This window comes from Pseudomonas sp. Wu6, from assembly GCF_019891515.1.
In the GTDB taxonomy this organism is placed as follows: domain Bacteria; phylum Pseudomonadota; class Gammaproteobacteria; order Pseudomonadales; family Pseudomonadaceae; genus Aquipseudomonas; species Aquipseudomonas orientalis_A.
In genome coordinates, this window is record NZ_JAFLXH010000063.1 from 1 (window position 1) to 17,600 (window position 17,600).

19 protein-coding genes are annotated in these 17,600 nt (G+C 61.8%); 17 read left to right on the forward strand and 2 right to left on the reverse strand.

Annotation, left to right across the window (positions count from 1 at the left end):
• Window positions 1-268: 268 nt before the first annotated feature.
• Window positions 269-961 (reverse strand): alpha/beta family hydrolase, encoded by a 693-nt coding sequence (locus J1G34_RS25970; RefSeq protein ID WP_222994824.1) that lies wholly within the window; start codon window positions 959-961, stop codon window positions 269-271.
• A 79-nt stretch (window positions 962-1,040) separates the two neighbouring features.
• On the opposite strand from J1G34_RS25970, the gene ccoN (J1G34_RS25975) reads away from it, so the two are divergent.
• The 15 genes from ccoN (J1G34_RS25975) (at window position 1,041) to hemN (ending at window position 15,359) form a co-directional block, all read left to right on the forward strand.
• Complete coding sequence (gene ccoN / locus J1G34_RS25975) at window positions 1,041-2,465, forward strand: cytochrome-c oxidase, cbb3-type subunit I (RefSeq protein ID WP_065894412.1); 1,425 nt, start codon at window positions 1,041-1,043, stop codon at window positions 2,463-2,465.
• Window positions 2,466-2,475: 10 nt separating this feature from the next.
• Window positions 2,476-3,084 carry a cytochrome-c oxidase, cbb3-type subunit II gene (gene ccoO, locus J1G34_RS25980; RefSeq protein ID WP_065896269.1) on the forward strand — a complete coding sequence of 203 codons (609 nt, stop codon included), beginning with the start codon at window positions 2,476-2,478 and terminating at the stop codon, window positions 3,082-3,084.
• Window positions 3,085-3,087: 3 nt separating this feature from the next.
• Window positions 3,088-3,288: a cbb3-type cytochrome oxidase subunit 3 gene (locus J1G34_RS25985; RefSeq protein ID WP_065894413.1), complete on the forward strand. Its 201-nt coding sequence runs from the start codon at window positions 3,088-3,090 to the stop codon at window positions 3,286-3,288.
• Window positions 3,285-4,196: a cytochrome-c oxidase, cbb3-type subunit III gene (gene ccoP, locus J1G34_RS25990; protein ID WP_222994825.1), complete on the forward strand. Its 912-nt coding sequence runs from the start codon at window positions 3,285-3,287 to the stop codon at window positions 4,194-4,196. The genes J1G34_RS25985 and ccoP (J1G34_RS25990) overlap by 4 nt, the downstream gene beginning before the upstream one ends.
• 421 nt (window positions 4,197-4,617) lie before the next feature.
• Window positions 4,618-6,060, forward strand: coding sequence for a cytochrome-c oxidase, cbb3-type subunit I (gene ccoN / locus J1G34_RS25995; protein WP_065887893.1), 1,443 nt, complete (start codon window positions 4,618-4,620; stop codon window positions 6,058-6,060).
• Complete coding sequence (gene ccoO, locus J1G34_RS26000) at window positions 6,060-6,668, forward strand: cytochrome-c oxidase, cbb3-type subunit II (RefSeq protein WP_025854274.1); 609 nt, start codon at window positions 6,060-6,062, stop codon at window positions 6,666-6,668. The genes ccoN (J1G34_RS25995) and ccoO (J1G34_RS26000) overlap by 1 nt, the downstream gene beginning before the upstream one ends.
• A gap of 5 nt (window positions 6,669-6,673) precedes the next feature.
• Window positions 6,674-6,859, forward strand: a complete 186-nt coding sequence (locus J1G34_RS26005) for a CcoQ/FixQ family Cbb3-type cytochrome c oxidase assembly chaperone (RefSeq protein ID WP_003193169.1) — start codon at window positions 6,674-6,676, stop codon at window positions 6,857-6,859.
• Entirely contained in the window at window positions 6,856-7,833 is a 978-nt protein-coding gene (gene ccoP, locus J1G34_RS26010; protein ID WP_065894417.1) for a cytochrome-c oxidase, cbb3-type subunit III, read from the forward strand. Before J1G34_RS26005 ends, ccoP (J1G34_RS26010) begins: the two co-directional genes overlap by 4 nt.
• Before the next feature lie 116 nt (window positions 7,834-7,949).
• Window positions 7,950-8,108, forward strand: a complete 159-nt coding sequence (locus J1G34_RS26015; protein WP_163001704.1) for a hypothetical protein — start codon at window positions 7,950-7,952, stop codon at window positions 8,106-8,108.
• 338 nt (window positions 8,109-8,446) lie between these two features.
• Window positions 8,447-9,850 carry a cytochrome c oxidase accessory protein CcoG gene (ccoG, locus tag J1G34_RS26020; RefSeq protein WP_222994826.1) on the forward strand — a complete coding sequence of 468 codons (1,404 nt, stop codon included), beginning with the start codon at window positions 8,447-8,449 and terminating at the stop codon, window positions 9,848-9,850.
• A 15-nt stretch (window positions 9,851-9,865) separates the two neighbouring features.
• Window positions 9,866-10,405, forward strand: coding sequence for a FixH family protein (locus J1G34_RS26025; protein WP_065894421.1), 540 nt, complete (start codon window positions 9,866-9,868; stop codon window positions 10,403-10,405).
• A gap of 112 nt (window positions 10,406-10,517) precedes the next feature.
• Window positions 10,518-12,962, forward strand: coding sequence for a heavy metal translocating P-type ATPase (locus J1G34_RS26030; RefSeq protein ID WP_222994827.1), 2,445 nt, complete (start codon window positions 10,518-10,520; stop codon window positions 12,960-12,962).
• A gap of 22 nt (window positions 12,963-12,984) precedes the next feature.
• On the forward strand, window positions 12,985-13,197 hold the full coding sequence (gene ccoS / locus J1G34_RS26035) for a cbb3-type cytochrome oxidase assembly protein CcoS (RefSeq protein WP_057721235.1): 213 nt from the start codon (window positions 12,985-12,987) through the stop codon (window positions 13,195-13,197).
• Complete coding sequence (locus tag J1G34_RS26040) at window positions 13,190-13,873, forward strand: sulfite exporter TauE/SafE family protein (protein WP_065887885.1); 684 nt, start codon at window positions 13,190-13,192, stop codon at window positions 13,871-13,873. The genes ccoS and J1G34_RS26040 overlap by 8 nt, the downstream gene beginning before the upstream one ends.
• 103 nt (window positions 13,874-13,976) lie before the next feature.
• Window positions 13,977-15,359 carry an oxygen-independent coproporphyrinogen III oxidase gene (gene hemN / locus J1G34_RS26045; protein ID WP_065937100.1) on the forward strand — a complete coding sequence of 461 codons (1,383 nt, stop codon included), beginning with the start codon at window positions 13,977-13,979 and terminating at the stop codon, window positions 15,357-15,359.
• Between the two features lie 6 nt (window positions 15,360-15,365).
• Here hemN and J1G34_RS26050 read toward each other — a convergent pair whose 3' ends face one another.
• A complete protein-coding gene (locus J1G34_RS26050; RefSeq protein ID WP_170876037.1) occupies window positions 15,366-15,860 on the reverse strand; it encodes a hypothetical protein in 495 nt (164 codons plus the stop codon).
• A gap of 155 nt (window positions 15,861-16,015) precedes the next feature.
• Between J1G34_RS26050 and fnr the strand changes: the two genes are divergently transcribed.
• Window positions 16,016-16,750, forward strand: coding sequence for a fumarate/nitrate reduction transcriptional regulator Fnr (gene fnr / locus J1G34_RS26055; protein WP_065887883.1), 735 nt, complete (start codon window positions 16,016-16,018; stop codon window positions 16,748-16,750).
• Between the two features lie 78 nt (window positions 16,751-16,828).
• Window positions 16,829-17,377 (forward strand): adenine phosphoribosyltransferase, encoded by a 549-nt coding sequence (locus J1G34_RS26060; protein WP_065887882.1) that lies wholly within the window; start codon window positions 16,829-16,831, stop codon window positions 17,375-17,377.
• Window positions 17,378-17,600: the final 223 nt, after the last annotated feature.

Here is a 17,600-nt window from a genome sequence, read left to right on the forward strand (position 1 = left end):
AAGAGCGTTTTGCTTACTTTTGCGCTTTTCAAAAGTGAGCCGCCGTAAGGGCGGAACCCTAAGCAGCCGTTACCGCAGAAACGGATATGTACTCGGTCCAATCCAACATCCCGGCCAGCCCCGAGGCCGCCATCGGGGGCAAGTCGAATCGTCGCACCGCCCCTCCCACATTTGGACCTCGGAACGTCAGGTAGATACGCGTTAGCTCCCTCACCAGAAGTGCGGTGTCGCACCAAAACTGTGTAGATACCTATGCCCCGATAGGTCCCTAACAGGCACCCAGAAACTCAGCCACGCGCACCGCAGCCGCCTCCAGATGCTGCTCATGGGTAAACCCCGACGCCTTCAGCGGCTTCAAGTCATGATCCCCCGCCACCAACCACATCACCTCGATGCTCGGCGACAACGCATACCCCTCCACCGCCGCCCGATTACCCAATGCATCCCGCTCGCCCTGCACAATCAGCGTCGACGTCTTGAGCGCAGCCAAATGCTCGACCCTGGGCTTCTCCGGCTTGCCCACCGCATAGAACGGATACCCCAGGCACACCAACCCATCGGCGCCCAGTTCATCGGCCAATAGACTGGCCATGCGCCCGCCCATGGATTTACCGCCAATCGCCAGTTTCCCAGCGACATGACGTCGCACCTGCGCATACACCTCGCGCCAGGCTTCCAACAGTTTCGGCGCCGGATTCGGCGGGCGCTTGCCGCCGTCCAATCGACGTTGCGCCATGTAGGGAAATTCGAAGCGCAATACGTTGACGCCATGCCCGGCAAGGCGCGCAGCCATGTCGTTCATGAAGGCCGAGTCCATCGGCGCACCGGCGCCGTGGGCCAGGATCAAGGTGACAGGCTGGCCCGAGCGGGTGCCCGTGGCGACATCCCACAGCCAGCCGCGTTCACGCACACAGTGCGCCCATTGATCCCCGTCAATACTGGCCTTGTGCTCTTTGCCCATGCTTGCCTCGCTTTTTAGTCTGCCTATAACTCCAGCCCAAGTGCCGCATCTGCTTGGGTTGAACCGTGGATGGGGAACCATGAACACTACTTTAAGTACCGCCTATAACTACAAGGTGGTCCGCCAATTCGCCATTATGACGGTGGTGTGGGGCATCGTCGGCATGGGGCTCGGGGTTTTTCTCGCGGCCCAATTGGTTTGGCCTGCGCTCAACTTCGATTTGCCCTGGACCAGCTTCGGTCGCCTGCGCCCGCTGCACACCAACGCGGTCATCTTCGCCTTCGGCGGCTGCGCGCTGTTCGCCAGCTCCTTCTACTCGGTGCAGCGCACCTGCCAGACAACGCTGTTCGCGCCGAAAATCGCCGCGTTCTGCTTCTGGGGCTGGCAACTGGTCATCCTGCTGGCTGCAATCACCTTGCCGCTGGGCTACACCAGCTCCAAGGAATACGCCGAGCTGGAATGGCCGATCGACATCCTGATCACCATCGTCTGGGTCGCCTATGCCATCGTGTTCTTCGGCACGGTCATGAAGCGCAACACCAAACACATCTACGTCGGTAACTGGTTTTTTGGCGCGTTCATCATCACCGTGGCCATTCTGCATATCGTCAACAACCTGGAAATCCCGGTCAGCCTGACCAAGTCCTACTCGCTGTACGGCGGTGCGACGGATGCCATGGTGCAGTGGTGGTACGGCCATAACGCTGTAGGCTTTTTCCTCACCGCAGGCTTTCTCGGGATGATGTACTACTTCGTGCCCAAGCAGGCCGAACGCCCGGTGTATTCCTATCGCTTGTCCATCGTGCACTTCTGGGCGCTGATCACCCTGTATATCTGGGCCGGCCCCCACCACCTGCACTACACCGCGCTGCCGGATTGGGCGCAGTCGCTGGGCATGGTGATGTCGCTGGTGCTGCTGGCCCCGAGCTGGGGCGGCATGATCAACGGCATGATGACGCTGTCCGGCGCCTGGCATAAGTTGCGCAGCGACCCGATCCTGCGCTTTCTCGTGGTGTCCCTGGCGTTCTACGGCATGTCGACCTTCGAAGGCCCGATGATGGCGATCAAGACCGTCAACGCCCTCTCCCACTACACCGACTGGACCATCGGCCACGTACACGCGGGGGCACTGGGTTGGGTGGCGATGATTTCCATCGGCGCGCTGTACCACATGATCCCGAAAGTCTTCGGTCGCGAGCAGATGTACAGCGTCGGCCTGATCAACGCGCATTTCTGGCTGGCCACCATCGGCACCGTGCTCTACATCGCCTCGATGTGGGTCAACGGCATCGCCCAGGGCCTGATGTGGCGTGCGGTCAACGAAGACGGCACCTTGACCTACTCCTTCGTCGAAACCCTGGTGGCCAGTCACCCTGGCTTCATCGTGCGGCTGGTGGGCGGCGCGGTGTTCCTCAGCGGCATGTTGCTGATGGCTTACAACACCTGGCGCACCGTGCGTTCGGTGCAGCCTGTCGAAGCCGTCCCTGTCGCGCAGCTGGCCTGAGGAGTCTGTGATGAAACACGAAACGATTGAAAAGAACGTCGGCCTGCTGATGCTGCTGATGGTGCTCGCCGTGAGCATCGGTGGCCTGACCCAGATCGTCCCGCTGTTCTTCCAGGACGTGACCAACAAGCCGGTCGAAGGCATGAAGCCCTACACCGCGTTGCAACTGGAAGGCCGCGACATCTACATCCGCGAAGGTTGTGTGCAGTGTCACTCGCAGATGATCCGCCCGTTCCGCGCCGAGACCGAGCGCTACGGTCACTATTCGGTGGCCGGCGAAAGCGTGTGGGATCACCCCTTCCTGTGGGGTTCCAAGCGCACCGGCCCGGACCTGGCCCGCGTCGGCGCGCGCTACTCGGACGACTGGCACCGCGCGCACCTGTACAACCCGCGCAACGTGGTGCCGGAGTCGAAAATGCCGGCTTATCCGTGGCTGGTCACCGCCGCCGTCGACAGCAGCCACACCGAGACCAAGTTGAACGTGATGCGCACCCTCGGCGTGCCCTACACCGACGACGACATCGCGGGCGCGGTCGCCAGCCTCAAGGGCAAGACCGAAATGGACGCGCTGGTTTCCTACCTGCAAGTGCTCGGCACTGCCATCAAGAGCAAGAGGTGAGCCATGGGATTTGAATTCGATGCGGGCACTATCCGCGGCCTCGGCACGCTGGTGGTAGCCATCGCCTTTATCGGCCTGTCGCTGTGGGTGTTCAACAACCGGCGCAACGCGGAGTTCGAGCAGGCGCGCCTGCTGCCGTTCGCTGATGAGCCTTCTCCACACAATGCTCAAGAAGAGCCTGCAACAAGGAGCAACCAGCCATGACCCTGTTTTGGAGTACATGGATCTGCGTACTGACCCTGGGCAGCCTGATCGGCCTGACCTGGCTGCTGATCGGCACCCGCAAGGGCGAAACCAAAGGCAGCGTCGACCAGACCATGGGCCACGCCTTCGATGGAATCGAGGAATACGACAACCCGCTGCCCCAGTGGTGGTTCATGTTGTTCGCCGGCACCCTGGTGTTCGCCGTCGGCTACCTGATCCTCTACCCGGGCCTGGGCAACTGGAAAGGCGTACTGCCGGGCTATGAAGACGGCTGGACGTCGGCCAAGGAGTGGGACAAGGAAATGGCCAGGGCCGACACCAAGTTCGGGCCGATCTTCGCCAAATTCGCGGCCATGCCCGTGGAAGAAGTGGCCAAAGACCCGCAAGCCTTGAAGATGGGCGGTCGCCTGTTCGCGTCCAACTGCGCGGTGTGCCACGGCTCGGATGCCAAGGGCGCGTATGGCTTCCCGAATCTTGCGGACAACAACTGGCGCTGGGGCGGTTCGGCCGAAGCGATCAAGGCCACCATCATGAACGGTCGCCACGCGGCGATGCCGGCCTGGGGCGAAGTGCTGGGCGAGGATGGGGTGAAAAATGTCGCCGCCTATGTGCGTCACGACCTGGCCAAGTTGCCCTTGCCGGCGGACAACAACGCCGATTTGGCCGCCGGCCAAGCCGCATTCAGCACCACGTGCGTCGCCTGCCACGGCCCGCAAGGCCACGGCGTGGAAGCCATGGGCGCGCCGAACCTGACCGAGCCAGGCGGCTTTATCTACGGCACCAGCCTGGCGCAGTTGCAGCAGACCATCCGCCATGGTCGCCAGGGCCAGATGCCGGCGCAGGAACTGTTGCAGGGCAATGACAAGGTGCATCTGCTTGCCGCTTACGTGTACAGCCTGACCCATTAGCACTGGTAGGAGCGAGCTTGCTCGCGAAGAACGTCAACACAACGCGATAGACCAGACTGACCGCGTGACCGTTGACGTTTTTCGCGAGCAAGCTCGCTCGTACCGTGTGGCGACATTCGCGACCAAGTGTCACACCCCTTCAAAACCCAACTGTCCCCTCCTCGCTTTCGGGTCTACGCTTGTTCCTGCAGTGGGCCAATCCTGGCGTACGCGACGGTATCCGTTGCGCCCTCGAAAATTCCTGTCCACTCGATCAGCTTTAGATTTCTGACTTTGTCCTTACACAAAACAGGGAAAGTGCGCAGAATCTGGCGTGGAACGCCTTGATACAGGTCAGTCATTGCGTTGCAATGGCCCCCCGCTTTCTACATACTTGCGGCCGATTTTACCTATAAAAATACTTAAACCGTGGAACCTTAGAATGAGCACAGCAATCAGTCCGACTGCTTATAACTATAAGGTGGTTCGCCAGTTCGCCATCATGACGGTGGTCTGGGGAATTCTTGGCATGGGGCTCGGGGTGTTCATCGCCTCGCAACTGGTCTGGCCGCAATTGAATTTCGACCTGCCCTGGACGACCTTCGGCCGCCTGCGCCCGCTGCACACCAACCTGGTGATCTTCGCCTTCGGTGGCTGTGCATTGTTTGCCACCTCCTATTACGTGGTGCAGCGCACCTGCCAGACGCGCTTGATCTCCGATGGCCTCGCCGCCTTCACCTTCTGGGGCTGGCAGGCGGTCATCGTCGGCGCCATCATCAGCCTGCCCCTGGGCTACACCACCACCAAGGAATACGCCGAGCTGGAATGGCCGATCGCCATTTTGCTCGCCATCGTGTGGGTGACCTATGCCGTGGTGTTCTTCGGCACCATCGTCAAGCGCAAGACCAAGCACATCTATGTCGGCAACTGGTTCTACGGGGCGTTCATCCTGGTCACGGCGATGCTGCATATCGTCAACCACGCGTCCTTGCCGGTGAGCCTGTTCAAGTCCTATTCGGCCTACTCCGGCGCGACGGATGCGATGATTCAATGGTGGTACGGGCATAACGCCGTCGGCTTTTTCCTGACCACCGGGTTCCTTGGAATGATGTATTACTTCGTGCCGAAACAGGCCGAACGCCCCATCTACTCGTATCGCCTGTCCATCGTGCATTTCTGGGCGCTGATCACCCTGTATATCTGGGCAGGTCCGCACCACCTGCACTACACCGCGTTGCCGGATTGGGCACAGTCCCTGGGCATGGCGATGTCAATCATCCTGCTGGCGCCGAGCTGGGGCGGCATGATCAACGGCATGATGACCCTCTCGGGCGCCTGGCATAAGCTGCGCACCGACCCAATCCTGCGCTTTCTGGTGGTGTCCCTGGCGTTCTACGGCATGTCGACCTTCGAAGGGCCGATGATGGCGATCAAGACCGTCAACTCGCTGTCCCACTACACCGACTGGACCATCGGCCACGTACACGCCGGGGCACTCGGCTGGGTGGCGATGATTTCCATCGGCGCGCTGTATCACATGATCCCCAAGCTGTTCGGCCGCGCGCAGATGCACAGCGTCGGGCTGATCAACACGCACTTCTGGCTGGCCACGATCGGCACCGTGCTCTACATCGCCTCGATGTGGGTCAACGGCATCACCCAGGGCCTGATGTGGCGTGCGATAAATGATGACGGCACCCTCACGTATTCCTTCGTCGAAGCGCTGCAAGCCAGCCACCCGGGCTATATCGTCCGCGCCCTGGGCGGTGCGTTCTTTGCCGCCGGCATGCTGTTCATGGCCTACAACGTCTGGCGCACCGTGCGTGCCTCCGACCCGGCGCAAGCTGAAGCCGCCGCCAAGATCGCTGTTGTGGGAGCTCACTGATGAAGCATGAAGTCGTCGAGAAGAATATCGGCCTGCTGGCCTTCTTCATGGTCATCGCCGTGAGCATCGGTGGCCTGACCCAGATCGTCCCGCTGTTTTTCCAGGACGTGACCAACAAGCCGGTCGAAGGCATGAAGCCGCGCACCGCCCTCGAACTGGAAGGCCGCGACGTGTATATCGCCAACGGCTGCGTGGGCTGCCACTCGCAGATGATCCGCCCGTTCCGCGCCGAAACCGAACGCTACGGCCACTACTCGGTGGCCGGTGAAAGCGTGTGGGACCATCCGTTCCTGTGGGGCTCCAAGCGTACCGGCCCGGACCTGGCCCGTGTCGGCGGGCGTTACTCCGATGACTGGCAGCGTGCGCACCTGTACAACCCGCGCAACGTGGTGCCCGAGTCGAAAATGCCGGCGTACCCGTTCCTGGTGGAAAACAAGCTCGACGGCAAGGACACCGCGAAGAAGATGGAAGTCTTGCGCACCCTGGGCGTGCCCTACACCGACGAAGACATCGCCGGTGCGGCCGCAGCCGTAAAGGGCAAGACCGAAATGGACGCATTGGTGGCCTACCTGCAAGGCCTTGGCACCCTCATCAAAAGCAAACGGTGACCGGCATGGATATCGGCATGATTCGTGGCCTGGGCACCGTTGTGGTGATGGTGGCCTTTATCGGCCTGGCGCTGTGGGTGTTCAGCCCACGGCGCAAATCGGAATTCGACGACGCGACCATGCTGCCCTTTGCAGATGATCCCGAAGCCATCAAGCACGTCGAGCAAGCGTCTAGGAGTAACAAAGAATGACTACGTTCTGGAGCCTGTACGTCACAGTCCTCAGTCTGGGTACCATCTTCGCCCTGACCTGGCTGCTGCTGTCGACCCGCAAGGGCCAGCGCGCCGAGCAGACGGACGAGACCGTAGGCCACTCGTTCGACGGTATCGAGGAATACGACAACCCGCTGCCCAAATGGTGGTTCATGCTGTTTGTCGGCACCATCATCTTCGCCCTCGGTTACCTTGCGCTCTACCCCGGCCTGGGCAACTGGAAAGGCCTGCTGCCGGGCTACAACTACCTCGACAACGACAAGCAAACCCCGTTTGCCAATGGCCAGACCGGCTGGACCGGCGTGCACGAGTGGGAAAAGGAAATGGCCAGGTCGGAGGCCAAGTTCGGGCCGATTTTCGCCAAATTCGCCTCGATGCCGATTGAAGAAGTCGCCAAGGACCCGCAAGCCCTGAAGATGGGCGGTCGGCTGTTTGCCTCCAACTGCTCGGTGTGCCACGGTTCCGACGCCAAGGGCGCCTACGGTTTCCCCAACCTCACCGACGCCGACTGGCGCTGGGGCGGCGACCCGGCAACCATCAAGCAAACCATCATGCAAGGCCGCCACGCGGTCATGCCAGGCTGGGCTGAAGTGATCGGCGAACAAGGCGTGGCGGACGTAGCGGCGTTCGTGGTGACCAACCTCGACGGCCGCAAACTGCCGGAAGGCGCCAAGGCCGACGTGGCCAACGGCGAGAAACTCTTCGCCGCCAACTGCGTGGCCTGCCACGGCCCGGCCGGTAAAGGCACGCCCGCCATGGGCGCGCCGGACCTGACGCACCCGGGTGCGTTCATCTACGGCTCAAGCTTCGCCCAGCTGCAGCAGACCATCCGCTACGGTCGCCAGGGCCAGATGCCGGCGCAGGAGCAACTGCAGGGCAATGACAAGGTGCACTTGCTGGCGGCGTATGTGTACAGCTTGTCCCACGGGGACAAGAAGGCTGAAGAGCAGTAAGTCCTCGAACACAACAAAGCCCCGCTCAGCGAAAACTGACGGGGCTTTGTTGTTTATTGCTACGACAGGCGACAGGCGTTAAGTTTGAAGGCGACTTTTTCAATCGAGACTGATGCATGAACGAAGGCAACGTCATAACCCAACAAAGTAATCAGGAAGAAGTAAACGAAGCGGTTGCTGCAAATATTGCCGACATGCTGCAAATGCCTAAGGACAACATCGAATTCACCCCTGAGCGTGCAACCATTATTGCCAGGCAGCAGTTCGATCAGTGACTCACTTAAGCGGCCCCCATTCTGAAAATACCAAAGATCAAATGTGGGAGCCGGGCTTGCCCGCGACACATTCGACCTGTTTTGTCATGAAGACCGGGTCTCTTGAGTGAACGGTTTCAGGGGCTGCCCGCCCAACACAACAGCAAAAACCGTCCATACTCAACAAGTCAATTGATCCAGGTCACTTACACCATCAATTGATTTGCCCCAACGCGACCAAAGGTCGCACCCTTTGCGCACCGTCGGGAGCGTATCATTAGGCCACTGCAACACCCCCAATTTGACCGCGGTTGGCACGTACTGGCCGAGGCAAATCTCCACCGCCGTGGGATGCAATGATGAGCGACCAGATACCGGTACACGACGTTACCCCGCCTGCCAAAAGCGTCGACCTCTACGCTTCGCGAGAGAAGATTTATACCCGCGCCTTCACCGGCCTGTTCCGCAATCTGCGCATGCTCGGCGGGGCCGCACTGTTCCTGCTCTACTTCGGCACCGTGTGGCTGAACTGGGGCGGTCACCAGGCGGTGTGGTGGAACCTGCCGGAGCGTAAGTTCTTCATTTTTGGCGCCACCTTCTGGCCCCAGGATTTCATCCTGCTCTCGGGCATTCTTATCGTCGCGGCATTCGGCCTGTTCTTTATCACGGTGTACGCCGGACGCGTGTGGTGCGGTTATACCTGCCCGCAAAGCGTGTGGACGTGGATCTTCATGTGGTGCGAAAAGGTCACCGAAGGCGACCGCAACCAGCGTATCAAGCTGGACAAGGCGCCCATGGGCGCCAGCAAATTCCTGCGCAAGTTCAGCAAGCACACGCTGTGGCTGCTGATCGGTTTTGTCACCGGTATGACCTTCGTCGGCTACTTCTCGCCGATCCGCGAACTGGTATTGGACTTCTTCACCGGCCAGGCCGACGGCTGGTCGTACTTCTGGGTGGGCTTCTTCACCCTCGCCACCTACGGCAACGCCGGCTGGCTGCGCGAACAGGTGTGCATCTACATGTGCCCGTATGCGCGTTTCCAGAGCGTGATGTTCGACAAGGACACGCTGATCGTGTCCTACGACCCACGCCGTGGCGAAGTACGCGGTCCGCGCAAGAAGGGGGTCGACTACAAGGCCCAGGGCCTGGGCGATTGCATCGACTGCACGATGTGCGTGCAAGTGTGCCCCACCGGTATCGACATCCGCGACGGCCTGCAGATCGAGTGCATCGGCTGCGCCGCCTGTATCGACGCGTGCGACACGATCATGGACAAGATGGACTACCCGCGCGGCCTGATCAGCTACACCACCGAGCACAATCTGTCCGGGCAGAAAACCCATAAATTGCGTCCGCGCCTGATCGGTTACGCCCTGGTGTTGCTGGCGATGATCAGCCTGCTGGTGGCCGCCTTCTTCATGCGTTCGCTGGTGGGCTTCGACGTGAGCAAGGACCGGGTGCTATACCGCGAAAACGCCGAAGGCCGCATCGAGAACGTCTACAGCCTGAAGATCATGAACAAGGACCAGCGCGACCACACCTACGTACTCGACGCCGCCGGCCTGCCCGACCTCAAGCTGCAAGGCCGACGCGAAATCAAGGTGGCCGCCGGCGACATCGTCAGCATGCCGGTGGAATTGTCGAGCGCCCCCGAGCAATTGCCGTCGAGCACCAACGAAGTGACGTTCATCCTCGAGGATGCCGACGACACCAGCGTTCACATTGAAGCCAAGAGCCGATTCATCGGCCCACAAGTTCGTTAGACAGGGAATACAAGAATGCCCGCAGCCACTGCCGCAAGCCCTTGGTACAAGCACCTCTGGCCCTGGATCATCATCGGCATCCTTGCCTGCTCGGTGACCCTGACCCTGTCCATGGTGACCATCGCGGTGAATAACCCGGACAACCTGGTCAACGACAATTATTACGAGGCCGGCAAAGGCATCAACCGCTCCCTGGACCGCGAACGCCTGGCCCAGACCCTCCAGTTGCGCGGCAAGCTGCACCTGGACGAACTGACCGGTGAAGTCGAACTGCGCCTGACCGGCTACAGCAACCCGAACACGCTGGAACTGAACCTGATTTCCCCGACCCAGCCAGAGAAGGATCGCAAAATCAACCTGACCCGCAGCGACAGCGAGCCCGGCCGCTACATCGGCCAAGTCACCGACAAGGTCGACGGCCGCCGTTTCGTGGAATTGCTCGGCGTGGAAGGCGACAAGACCTGGCGTCTGTTCGAAGAAGAAGAGGTCAGCCACGACCAGGACTTGCTGCTCGGAGACGAACCGTTGCAAGGTGCCGAAGACCTGAAAAAGTAAAAGATCGCGCTTCGCGCATCGCGGGCAAGCCCACTCCCACATTGGAACGCGTACCCCTGTGGGAGTGGGCTTGCCCGCGATGAGGCCCTTCCAGCCACCAAAGATCCCGACCATGACCACCCCCTGCTACCACTGCGCGCTGCCCGTCCCCGCCGGCAGCCGGTTCACCACCGACATCCTCGGCGAGCGTCGCGAACTCTGCTGCCCGGGTTGCCAGGCGGTGGCCGAGGCGATTGTGGCGGGCGGGCTGGAAAGCTACTACCGGCACCGCAGCGAAGCCTCGGCCAACCCCGAGGCCTTGCCGGTGCAACTGCTCGATGAATTGGCGCTGTACGACCGCGCCGACGTGCAAAAGCCCTTCGTGCGCCACACAGGCGAACTCGCTGAAATCACCCTGCTCATGGAAGGCATCAGTTGCGCGGCCTGTGGCTGGTTGATCGAGAAACACCTGCGCGGCCTGCCCGCCGTGGCCGAGGCACGGCTGAACCTGTCCAACCACCGCCTGCATGTGCGCTGGGCCGACGGGCAGTTACCGTTGAGCCAAGTGCTCAGTGAACTGCGCCATATCGGTTATGCCGCCCATCCCTATCAAGCGGACCGTGCCGCCGAACAACTGGCCGGCGAGAATCGCCTGGCCCTGCGCCAGCTGGGTGTTGCCGGGCTGCTGTGGTTCCAGGCCATGATGGCGACCATGGCCACCTGGCCGGAATTCAATATCGACCTCAGCCCCGAACTGCATGTAATCCTGCGCTGGGTTGCGATGTTTCTGACAACTCCCATCGTGTTCTACAGCTGCGCACCGTTTTTCAAAGGCGCGCTGCGCGATCTGCGCACGCGTCACCTGACCATGGACGTGTCGGTGTCCCTGGCCATTGGCGGGGCTTATCTGGCGGGGATCTGGACGGCGATCACCGGCGTGGGTGAGCTGTACTTCGACGCGGTCGGCATGTTCGCGCTGTTCCTGCTGGCCGGACGCTACCTGGAACGGCGTGCCCGCGAGCGCACCGCCGCCGCCACCGCGCAGTTGGTCAACCTGCTGCCCGCTTCGTGCCTGCGCCTGGGCGCGGACGGCCAGAGCGAGCGCATCCTGCTGGGCGAGTTGGCCGTGGGTGACCGGGTGCTGGTGCATCCTGGCGCGGTGCTGCCGGCGGACGGTGTGATTGTCGAAGGCCAGTCCAGCGTCGATGAATCCCTGCTCACCGGCGAATACCTGCCGCAGCCTAGGCATGTCGGCGATGCGGTCACCGCCGGCACCCTCAACGTAGAAGGCGTGCTGACCGTCGAGGTGCGCGCCCTCGGCCACGACACGCGCCTGTCCGCCATCGTGCGCCTGCTGGAGCGTGCCCAGGCCGAGAAACCGCGCCTGGCGCAGATCGCCGACCGCGCCGCACAGTGGTTTTTGCTGGCGTCCCTGATTGCGGCTGCAGTGATCGGCCTGGTGTGGTGGCAGTTGGATGCATCACGGGCGTTCTGGATTGTATTGGCCATGCTGGTCGCCACCTGCCCGTGCGCGCTGTCCCTGGCGACACCCACTGCCCTCACTGCCGCCACCGGCACCCTGCACAGCCTTGGGTTGCTGCTGACCCGTGGCCATGTGCTGGAGGGGCTGAACCAGATCGACACGGTGATTTTCGACAAGACCGGTACGCTCACCGAAGGACGCCTGGCGTTACGCGCCATCCGGCCCCTGGGCGAACTGGACAGCGACCAGTGCCTGAGCCTCGCCGCCGCACTGGAAAACCGCTCCGAACACCCGATTGCCCGCGCCTTTGGCCGAGCGCCCCTGGCGGCCCATGACGTATCGAGCAGCCCCGGCCTCGGCCTGCAAGGACGTGTGGGCGAACGCCTGTTGCGCATCGGCCAACCCGGGTTTGTCTGTGAACTCAGCGCCGGCCCGATCCCGGCGTCACCGGACGAAGCCGGGCAATGGCTGCTGCTGGGCGATCAACGCGGCGCGCTCGCCTGGCTCGTGCTCGACGACCGCCTGCGCAGCGACGCGCCCGCCCTGCTGGCGGCGTGCAAGGCGCGCGGCTGGCGCACCTTGCTGTTGTCGGGAGACAGCTCGCCGATGGTCGCCAGTGTCGCTGCCGAGCTGGGCATCGATGAAGCCCACGGCGGCCTGCGTCCCGACGACAAGCTGCAGGTGCTGCAACGCCTGCATCAAGAGGGCCGCACAGTGCTGATGCTCGGCGACGGCGTCAACGACGTGCCCGTGCTGGCCGCCGCGGATATCAGCGTGGCGATGGGCTCGGCCACCGACCTGGCAAAGACCAGCGCCGATGCGGTGCTGTTGTCCAACCGCCTGGAGGCGCTGGTGCAGGCGTTCTCCCTGGCGCGACGCACACGTCGAGTCATCATCGAAAACCTGCTGTGGGCCGGTCTGTACAATGGCCTGATGCTGCCGTTCGCGGCCCTGGGGTGGATCACCCCGATCTGGGCGGCAATCGGCATGTCCCTCAGTTCGTTGACGGTGGTGCTCAATGCCCTGCGCCTGACGCGCCTGCCAAGCGCGCCGGCCGCTGGCCCCCCCTTGATCAATCGCCCGCTGCCGGCGTGAGCCGCGCGGGCATGGAGTGCAGATGCCAGCTCTATACGTGATGATTCCGGCGGCGCTGCTGTTAGTGGGCGTGGCCATCTACATCTTCTTCTGGGCCGTGGACAGCGGCCAGTACGAAGACCTCGACGGCCCGGCCCACAGTGTGCTGTTTGACGACCAGGACCCCAATCACCTGGCCGCCATCGACGAAGCCAACCGCGCCGAACAGCCGCCCAAGGAACCGCCGCATGCTTGAGCTGGCGCCTTTGCTGGCCTCTGCGCTGATCCTCGGCCTGCTCGGCGGTGGCCATTGCCTGGGCATGTGCGGCGGGCTGATGGGCGCGCTGACCCTGGCGATTCCCAGGGAACAACGCAGCCGCCGTTTTCGCCTGCTGCTGGCGTACAACCTGGGACGCATCTTAAGTTATGCCGCAGCGGGGTTGCTGATCGGCCTGGCCGGCTGGGCCGTGGCCAACAGCCCGGCGGCGATGTTCATGCGGGTGCTCGCCGGGCTGCTGCTGATCAGCATGGGCCTGTACCTGGCCGGCTGGTGGAGCGGCCTGACCCGTCTCGAAAGCCTCGGTCGCGGCCTGTGGCGACATATCCAGCCGATGGCCAACCGCCTGCTGCCGGTGTCCAGCCTGCCCCGCGCTCTACTGCTGGGCGCGCTGTGGGGCTGGTTGCCGTGCGGGTTGGTCTACAGCACCCTGCTATGGGCCGCAAGCCAGGGCAATGCGCTGGACAGCGCGCTGCTGATGCTCGCGTTCGGCCTGGGCACCTGGCCGGTATTGCTGGCGACCGGGCTGGCCGCCGAACGTGTCACCGCGCTGTTGCGCAGGCGCAGCGTGCGCATGGCCGGTGGTTTGCTGGTGGTGCTGTTCGGGCTCTGGACCCTGCCCGGGCCGCACCAGCATTGGCTGATGGGGCATTGACCGGCCCTGTGGCATAGCGCCGCTCCCCGTTGATGCAAATCAACATGCCCACCCCACCCAGCCCCTAGACTCGGCCCACCAGCCAAACCGGGGGACCGCCCGCATGCTCGACGCCATTCGTTGGGACACCGATCTGATTCATCGCTACGACCTGGCGGGGCCGCGCTACACGTCCTACCCCACGGCCGTACAATTCGACAGCCAGGTCGGCACTTTCGACCTGCTCCATGCGCTGCGCGACAGTCGCAAAGCCACCCGGCCGTTGTCGCTGTATGTGCACGTGCCGTTCTGCGCCAATATTTGTTACTACTGCGCCTGCAACAAGGTGATTACCAAGGACCGTGGTCGCGCCCAGGCCTATTTGCAACGCCTGATGCAGGAGATCCAGCAGGTCGCCTGCCATCTCGACCCGAAACAGCCGGTGGAACAACTGCATCTGGGCGGCGGCACGCCGACCTTTCTCAGCCATGACGAATTGCGCCAGGTGATGGCACACCTGCGCCAGCACTTCAATTTGCTCAAGGACGATTCGGGCGACTACGGCATCGAGATCGACCCTCGCGAAGCCGACTGGGCGACCATGGGCCTGCTGCGCGAACTGGGCTTCAACCGCGTCAGCATCGGGTTGCAGGACCTCGACCCCGAAGTGCAACGGGCGGTCAATCGCCTGCAAAGCCTGGAAGAAACCCGCGCGGTGATCGACGCGGCGCGCACCCTGCAATTTCGCTCGATCAATATCGACCTGATCTACGGCCTGCCCAAGCAGTCGCCGCTGAATTTTGCGCGCACCGTAGAAGAAGTCATCCGCCTGCAACCCGACCGCCTGTCGGTATTCAACTACGCACACCTGCCCGAGCGTTTCATGCCCCAGCGGCGGATCAACACCGATGATCTGCCCTCGCCGGCAGAAAAACTGTTGATGCTGCAAACCACCATCGAACAACTGACCCAGGCCGGCTACCGCTATATCGGCATGGACCACTTTGCCCTGCCGGACGACGAACTGGCCATCGCCCAGGAAGAAGGCACCCTGCAGCGCAACTTCCAGGGCTACACCACCCATGGGCACTGCGATCTGATTGGATTGGGCGTATCGGCGATCAGCCAGATCGGCGACCTGTACTGCCAGAACAGCAGTGATCTCAACGGGTACCAGAATGCCTTGGCGGGCGCGCAACTGGCCACCAGCCGTGGCTTGATCTGCACCACGGACGACCGCTTGAGACGGGATGTGATCCAGCAGTTGATCTGCAATTTCAGCCTGGGCTTCGAGGGGATCGAACAGGCGTACAACATCGACTTTCGCGGCTATTTTGCCGAGCTGTGGCCGCAACTGGAGACAATGGCCGGCGACGGCTTGATCGAGTTGGACGCCCAGGGCATTCGCGTACTGCCGGCCGGGCGCTTGTTGGTGCGTTCAGTGTGCATGGTGTTCGATGCCTACCTTGAGCACCAGAATCGCCAGCGTTTCTCGCGGGTGATCTGAGACTGCCTACGCCATCGCCAGGGAGGCGGCCTTCATCGCATCGGGGCCACTGAGCCCCTTCATGGCCTTGCCCAACGCAGTCTGCGCCGTGATGAGGCTCGCGTTCAGCACGGCAATCGCACCCTGCAGGTTATTGACCTTGACCCTGGCCTGCTCCGCAGAAAGCGTGTTATCGGCCATGACAGCGGTCAGTTCGGCCTGTTTTTCTGCAATCTGTTTCTTGATCTCGCGGATCATCTTCAAGACCTGCTGGACCTCGTTGGGCAGGCCGCTTTCCTCGATATCGCTGTTGGATTTTTTCGTGTCTCTGACCGCCTGCAAGGCTGCGCCGGAAAGGGTCACCTTCACACCTTCGTCCGTCTTGGTACTGAGGGGCGAAGAAGTGGCGTCCTTCAGCTCTTTGCCTGCCGCCGCCGACTTCGCTTCTGCCACCTGGTCTTTCGGCTCCGGTAAAGGCAGCGCGCTGAGGCTGGCCGGGCTATTTGCACCGATGGAAATCATGGGTCTGGCTCCGAATTCAAAAGGTATCGTTACTTTGTATCGGCCACGACACACGGACCTTTATAACGCCGAGGCTTTTCGTACACGCTGGCCTCATCTACCCCCAGTGCGTTACCCTTACGTCTTATGTGTGTTTTCCCACAAGGATTTAAGAAATGTCCGAGCCAGTCAAACTGCGCGCTCACAGCCAGGCTCACTGCAAGGATTGCAGCCTGGCCCCCCTCTGCCTGCCACTTTCGCTGAATCTGGAAGACATGGAAGCGCTGGACGACATCGTTAAACGTGGCCGCCCGCTGAAAAAAGGCGAGTTTCTGTTTCGCCAGGGCGACAAGTTCGATTCCGTCTATGCAGTACGCTCGGGCGCATTAAAGACATTCAGCCTCAGCGACGGCGGCGAAGAGCAAATCACCGGCTTCCACTTGCCCAGCGAATTGGTCGGTTTGTCGGGGATGGACACCGAAATGCATCCCGTGTCGGCGCAGGCGCTGGAGACTACATCGGTGTGCGAAATTCCTTTCGAGCGTCTCGATGAGCTGGCCCTGCAACTGCCACAGCTGCGCCGTCAGTTGATGCGCGTCATGAGCCGCGAGATTCGTGACGATCAACAGATGATGCTGCTGTTGTCGAAGAAAACCGCCGACGAGCGCATCGCGACCTTCCTGGTCAACCTGTCGGCGCGCTTTCGCGCCCGTGGTTTTTCGGCCAACCAGTTCCGCCTGAGCATGTCGCGCAATGAAATCGGCAATTACCTGGGCCTTGCGGTGGAAACCGTGTCCCGCGTGTTTACCCGCTTCCAGCAGAACGCATTGATTGCCGCCGAGGGCAAGGAAGTGCATATCCTCGACCCTATCCAACTGTGCGCACTGGCCGGTGGCTCCCTGGAAGGGTAATCCGCGCTCTGCGGCCGAGCGAACCGGCAAGGCCGCAGGTATACTTCGGGTCCGTTTTCCGCCCAGGACCCTTCGACGATGACTTTCGATTCGTTCGACATCAAATCCCTGATTCGCCCCGTCATCGACTTCCCCAAGCCTGGGGTGATCTTCCGTGACATCACGCCGTTGTTCCAGTCGCCCCGCGCCCTGCGCCTGGTCGCCGACAGCTTTGCCCAGCGTTATGTCGAAGCCGACTTCAGCCATATCGGCGCGATGGATGCCCGTGGCTTTCTGATCGGCTCGATTGTCGCGTACCAGCTCAACAAGCCACTGATCCTGTTTCGCAAGCAAGGCAAATTGCCGGCTGACGTGTTGGCCGAGGCCTACCAGACCGAATATGGCGAAGCGCTGCTTGAGGTGCATGCCGACAGCCTGTGCGAAGGTGACTCGGTGTTGATGTTCGATGACTTGATCGCCACCGGTGGCACCCTGATTGCGGCGGCGAACCTGGTGCGACGCATGGGTGCGCAGATCTTTGAAGCGGCGGCGATTATTGATTTGCCGGAGCTGGGTGGGTCGCAGCGGTTGGAGGATATGGGGATTCCCACGTTCTGCCTGACGCAGTTTGGGTTGACCGAGCGGTAGTCGTTGTCAGCACGGGCCTCATCGGGGGCAAGCCCCCTCCCACAGTTTTGACTGTGTTCACAAATCAAATGTGGGAGGGGGCTTGCCCCCGATGGCGGCCTCTGAGCCGACCAGGATGTTGGATCAGATCGAGTACATATCCATTATTTAGGTAACGGCCACTTAGGGTTCCGCCCTGACGGCGGCTCACTTTTGAAAAGCGCAAAAGTAAGCAAAACGCTCT

What these genes read in the sequence shown, in the direction of transcription:
- J1G34_RS25970 (WP_222994824.1), bottom strand. Translation starts at nt 961, where the DNA reads ATGGGCAAAGAGCACAAGGCCAGTATTGACGGGGATCAATGGGCGCAC.
- ccoN (WP_065894412.1), top strand. Translation starts at nt 1,041, where the DNA reads ATGAACACTACTTTAAGTACCGCCTATAACTACAAGGTGGTCCGCCAA.
- ccoO (WP_065896269.1), top strand. Translation starts at nt 2,476, where the DNA reads ATGAAACACGAAACGATTGAAAAGAACGTCGGCCTGCTGATGCTGCTG.
- J1G34_RS25985 (WP_065894413.1), top strand. Translation starts at nt 3,088, where the DNA reads ATGGGATTTGAATTCGATGCGGGCACTATCCGCGGCCTCGGCACGCTG.
- ccoP (WP_222994825.1), top strand. Translation starts at nt 3,285, where the DNA reads ATGACCCTGTTTTGGAGTACATGGATCTGCGTACTGACCCTGGGCAGC.
- ccoN (WP_065887893.1), top strand. Translation starts at nt 4,618, where the DNA reads ATGAGCACAGCAATCAGTCCGACTGCTTATAACTATAAGGTGGTTCGC.
- ccoO (WP_025854274.1), top strand. Translation starts at nt 6,060, where the DNA reads ATGAAGCATGAAGTCGTCGAGAAGAATATCGGCCTGCTGGCCTTCTTC.
- J1G34_RS26005 (WP_003193169.1), top strand. Translation starts at nt 6,674, where the DNA reads ATGGATATCGGCATGATTCGTGGCCTGGGCACCGTTGTGGTGATGGTG.
- ccoP (WP_065894417.1), top strand. Translation starts at nt 6,856, where the DNA reads ATGACTACGTTCTGGAGCCTGTACGTCACAGTCCTCAGTCTGGGTACC.
- J1G34_RS26015 (WP_163001704.1), top strand. Translation starts at nt 7,950, where the DNA reads ATGAACGAAGGCAACGTCATAACCCAACAAAGTAATCAGGAAGAAGTA.
- ccoG (WP_222994826.1), top strand. Translation starts at nt 8,447, where the DNA reads ATGAGCGACCAGATACCGGTACACGACGTTACCCCGCCTGCCAAAAGC.
- J1G34_RS26025 (WP_065894421.1), top strand. Translation starts at nt 9,866, where the DNA reads ATGCCCGCAGCCACTGCCGCAAGCCCTTGGTACAAGCACCTCTGGCCC.
- J1G34_RS26030 (WP_222994827.1), top strand. Translation starts at nt 10,518, where the DNA reads ATGACCACCCCCTGCTACCACTGCGCGCTGCCCGTCCCCGCCGGCAGC.
- ccoS (WP_057721235.1), top strand. Translation starts at nt 12,985, where the DNA reads ATGCCAGCTCTATACGTGATGATTCCGGCGGCGCTGCTGTTAGTGGGC.
- J1G34_RS26040 (WP_065887885.1), top strand. Translation starts at nt 13,190, where the DNA reads ATGCTTGAGCTGGCGCCTTTGCTGGCCTCTGCGCTGATCCTCGGCCTG.
- hemN (WP_065937100.1), top strand. Translation starts at nt 13,977, where the DNA reads ATGCTCGACGCCATTCGTTGGGACACCGATCTGATTCATCGCTACGAC.
- J1G34_RS26050 (WP_170876037.1), bottom strand. Translation starts at nt 15,860, where the DNA reads ATGATTTCCATCGGTGCAAATAGCCCGGCCAGCCTCAGCGCGCTGCCT.
- fnr (WP_065887883.1), top strand. Translation starts at nt 16,016, where the DNA reads ATGTCCGAGCCAGTCAAACTGCGCGCTCACAGCCAGGCTCACTGCAAG.
- J1G34_RS26060 (WP_065887882.1), top strand. Translation starts at nt 16,829, where the DNA reads ATGACTTTCGATTCGTTCGACATCAAATCCCTGATTCGCCCCGTCATC.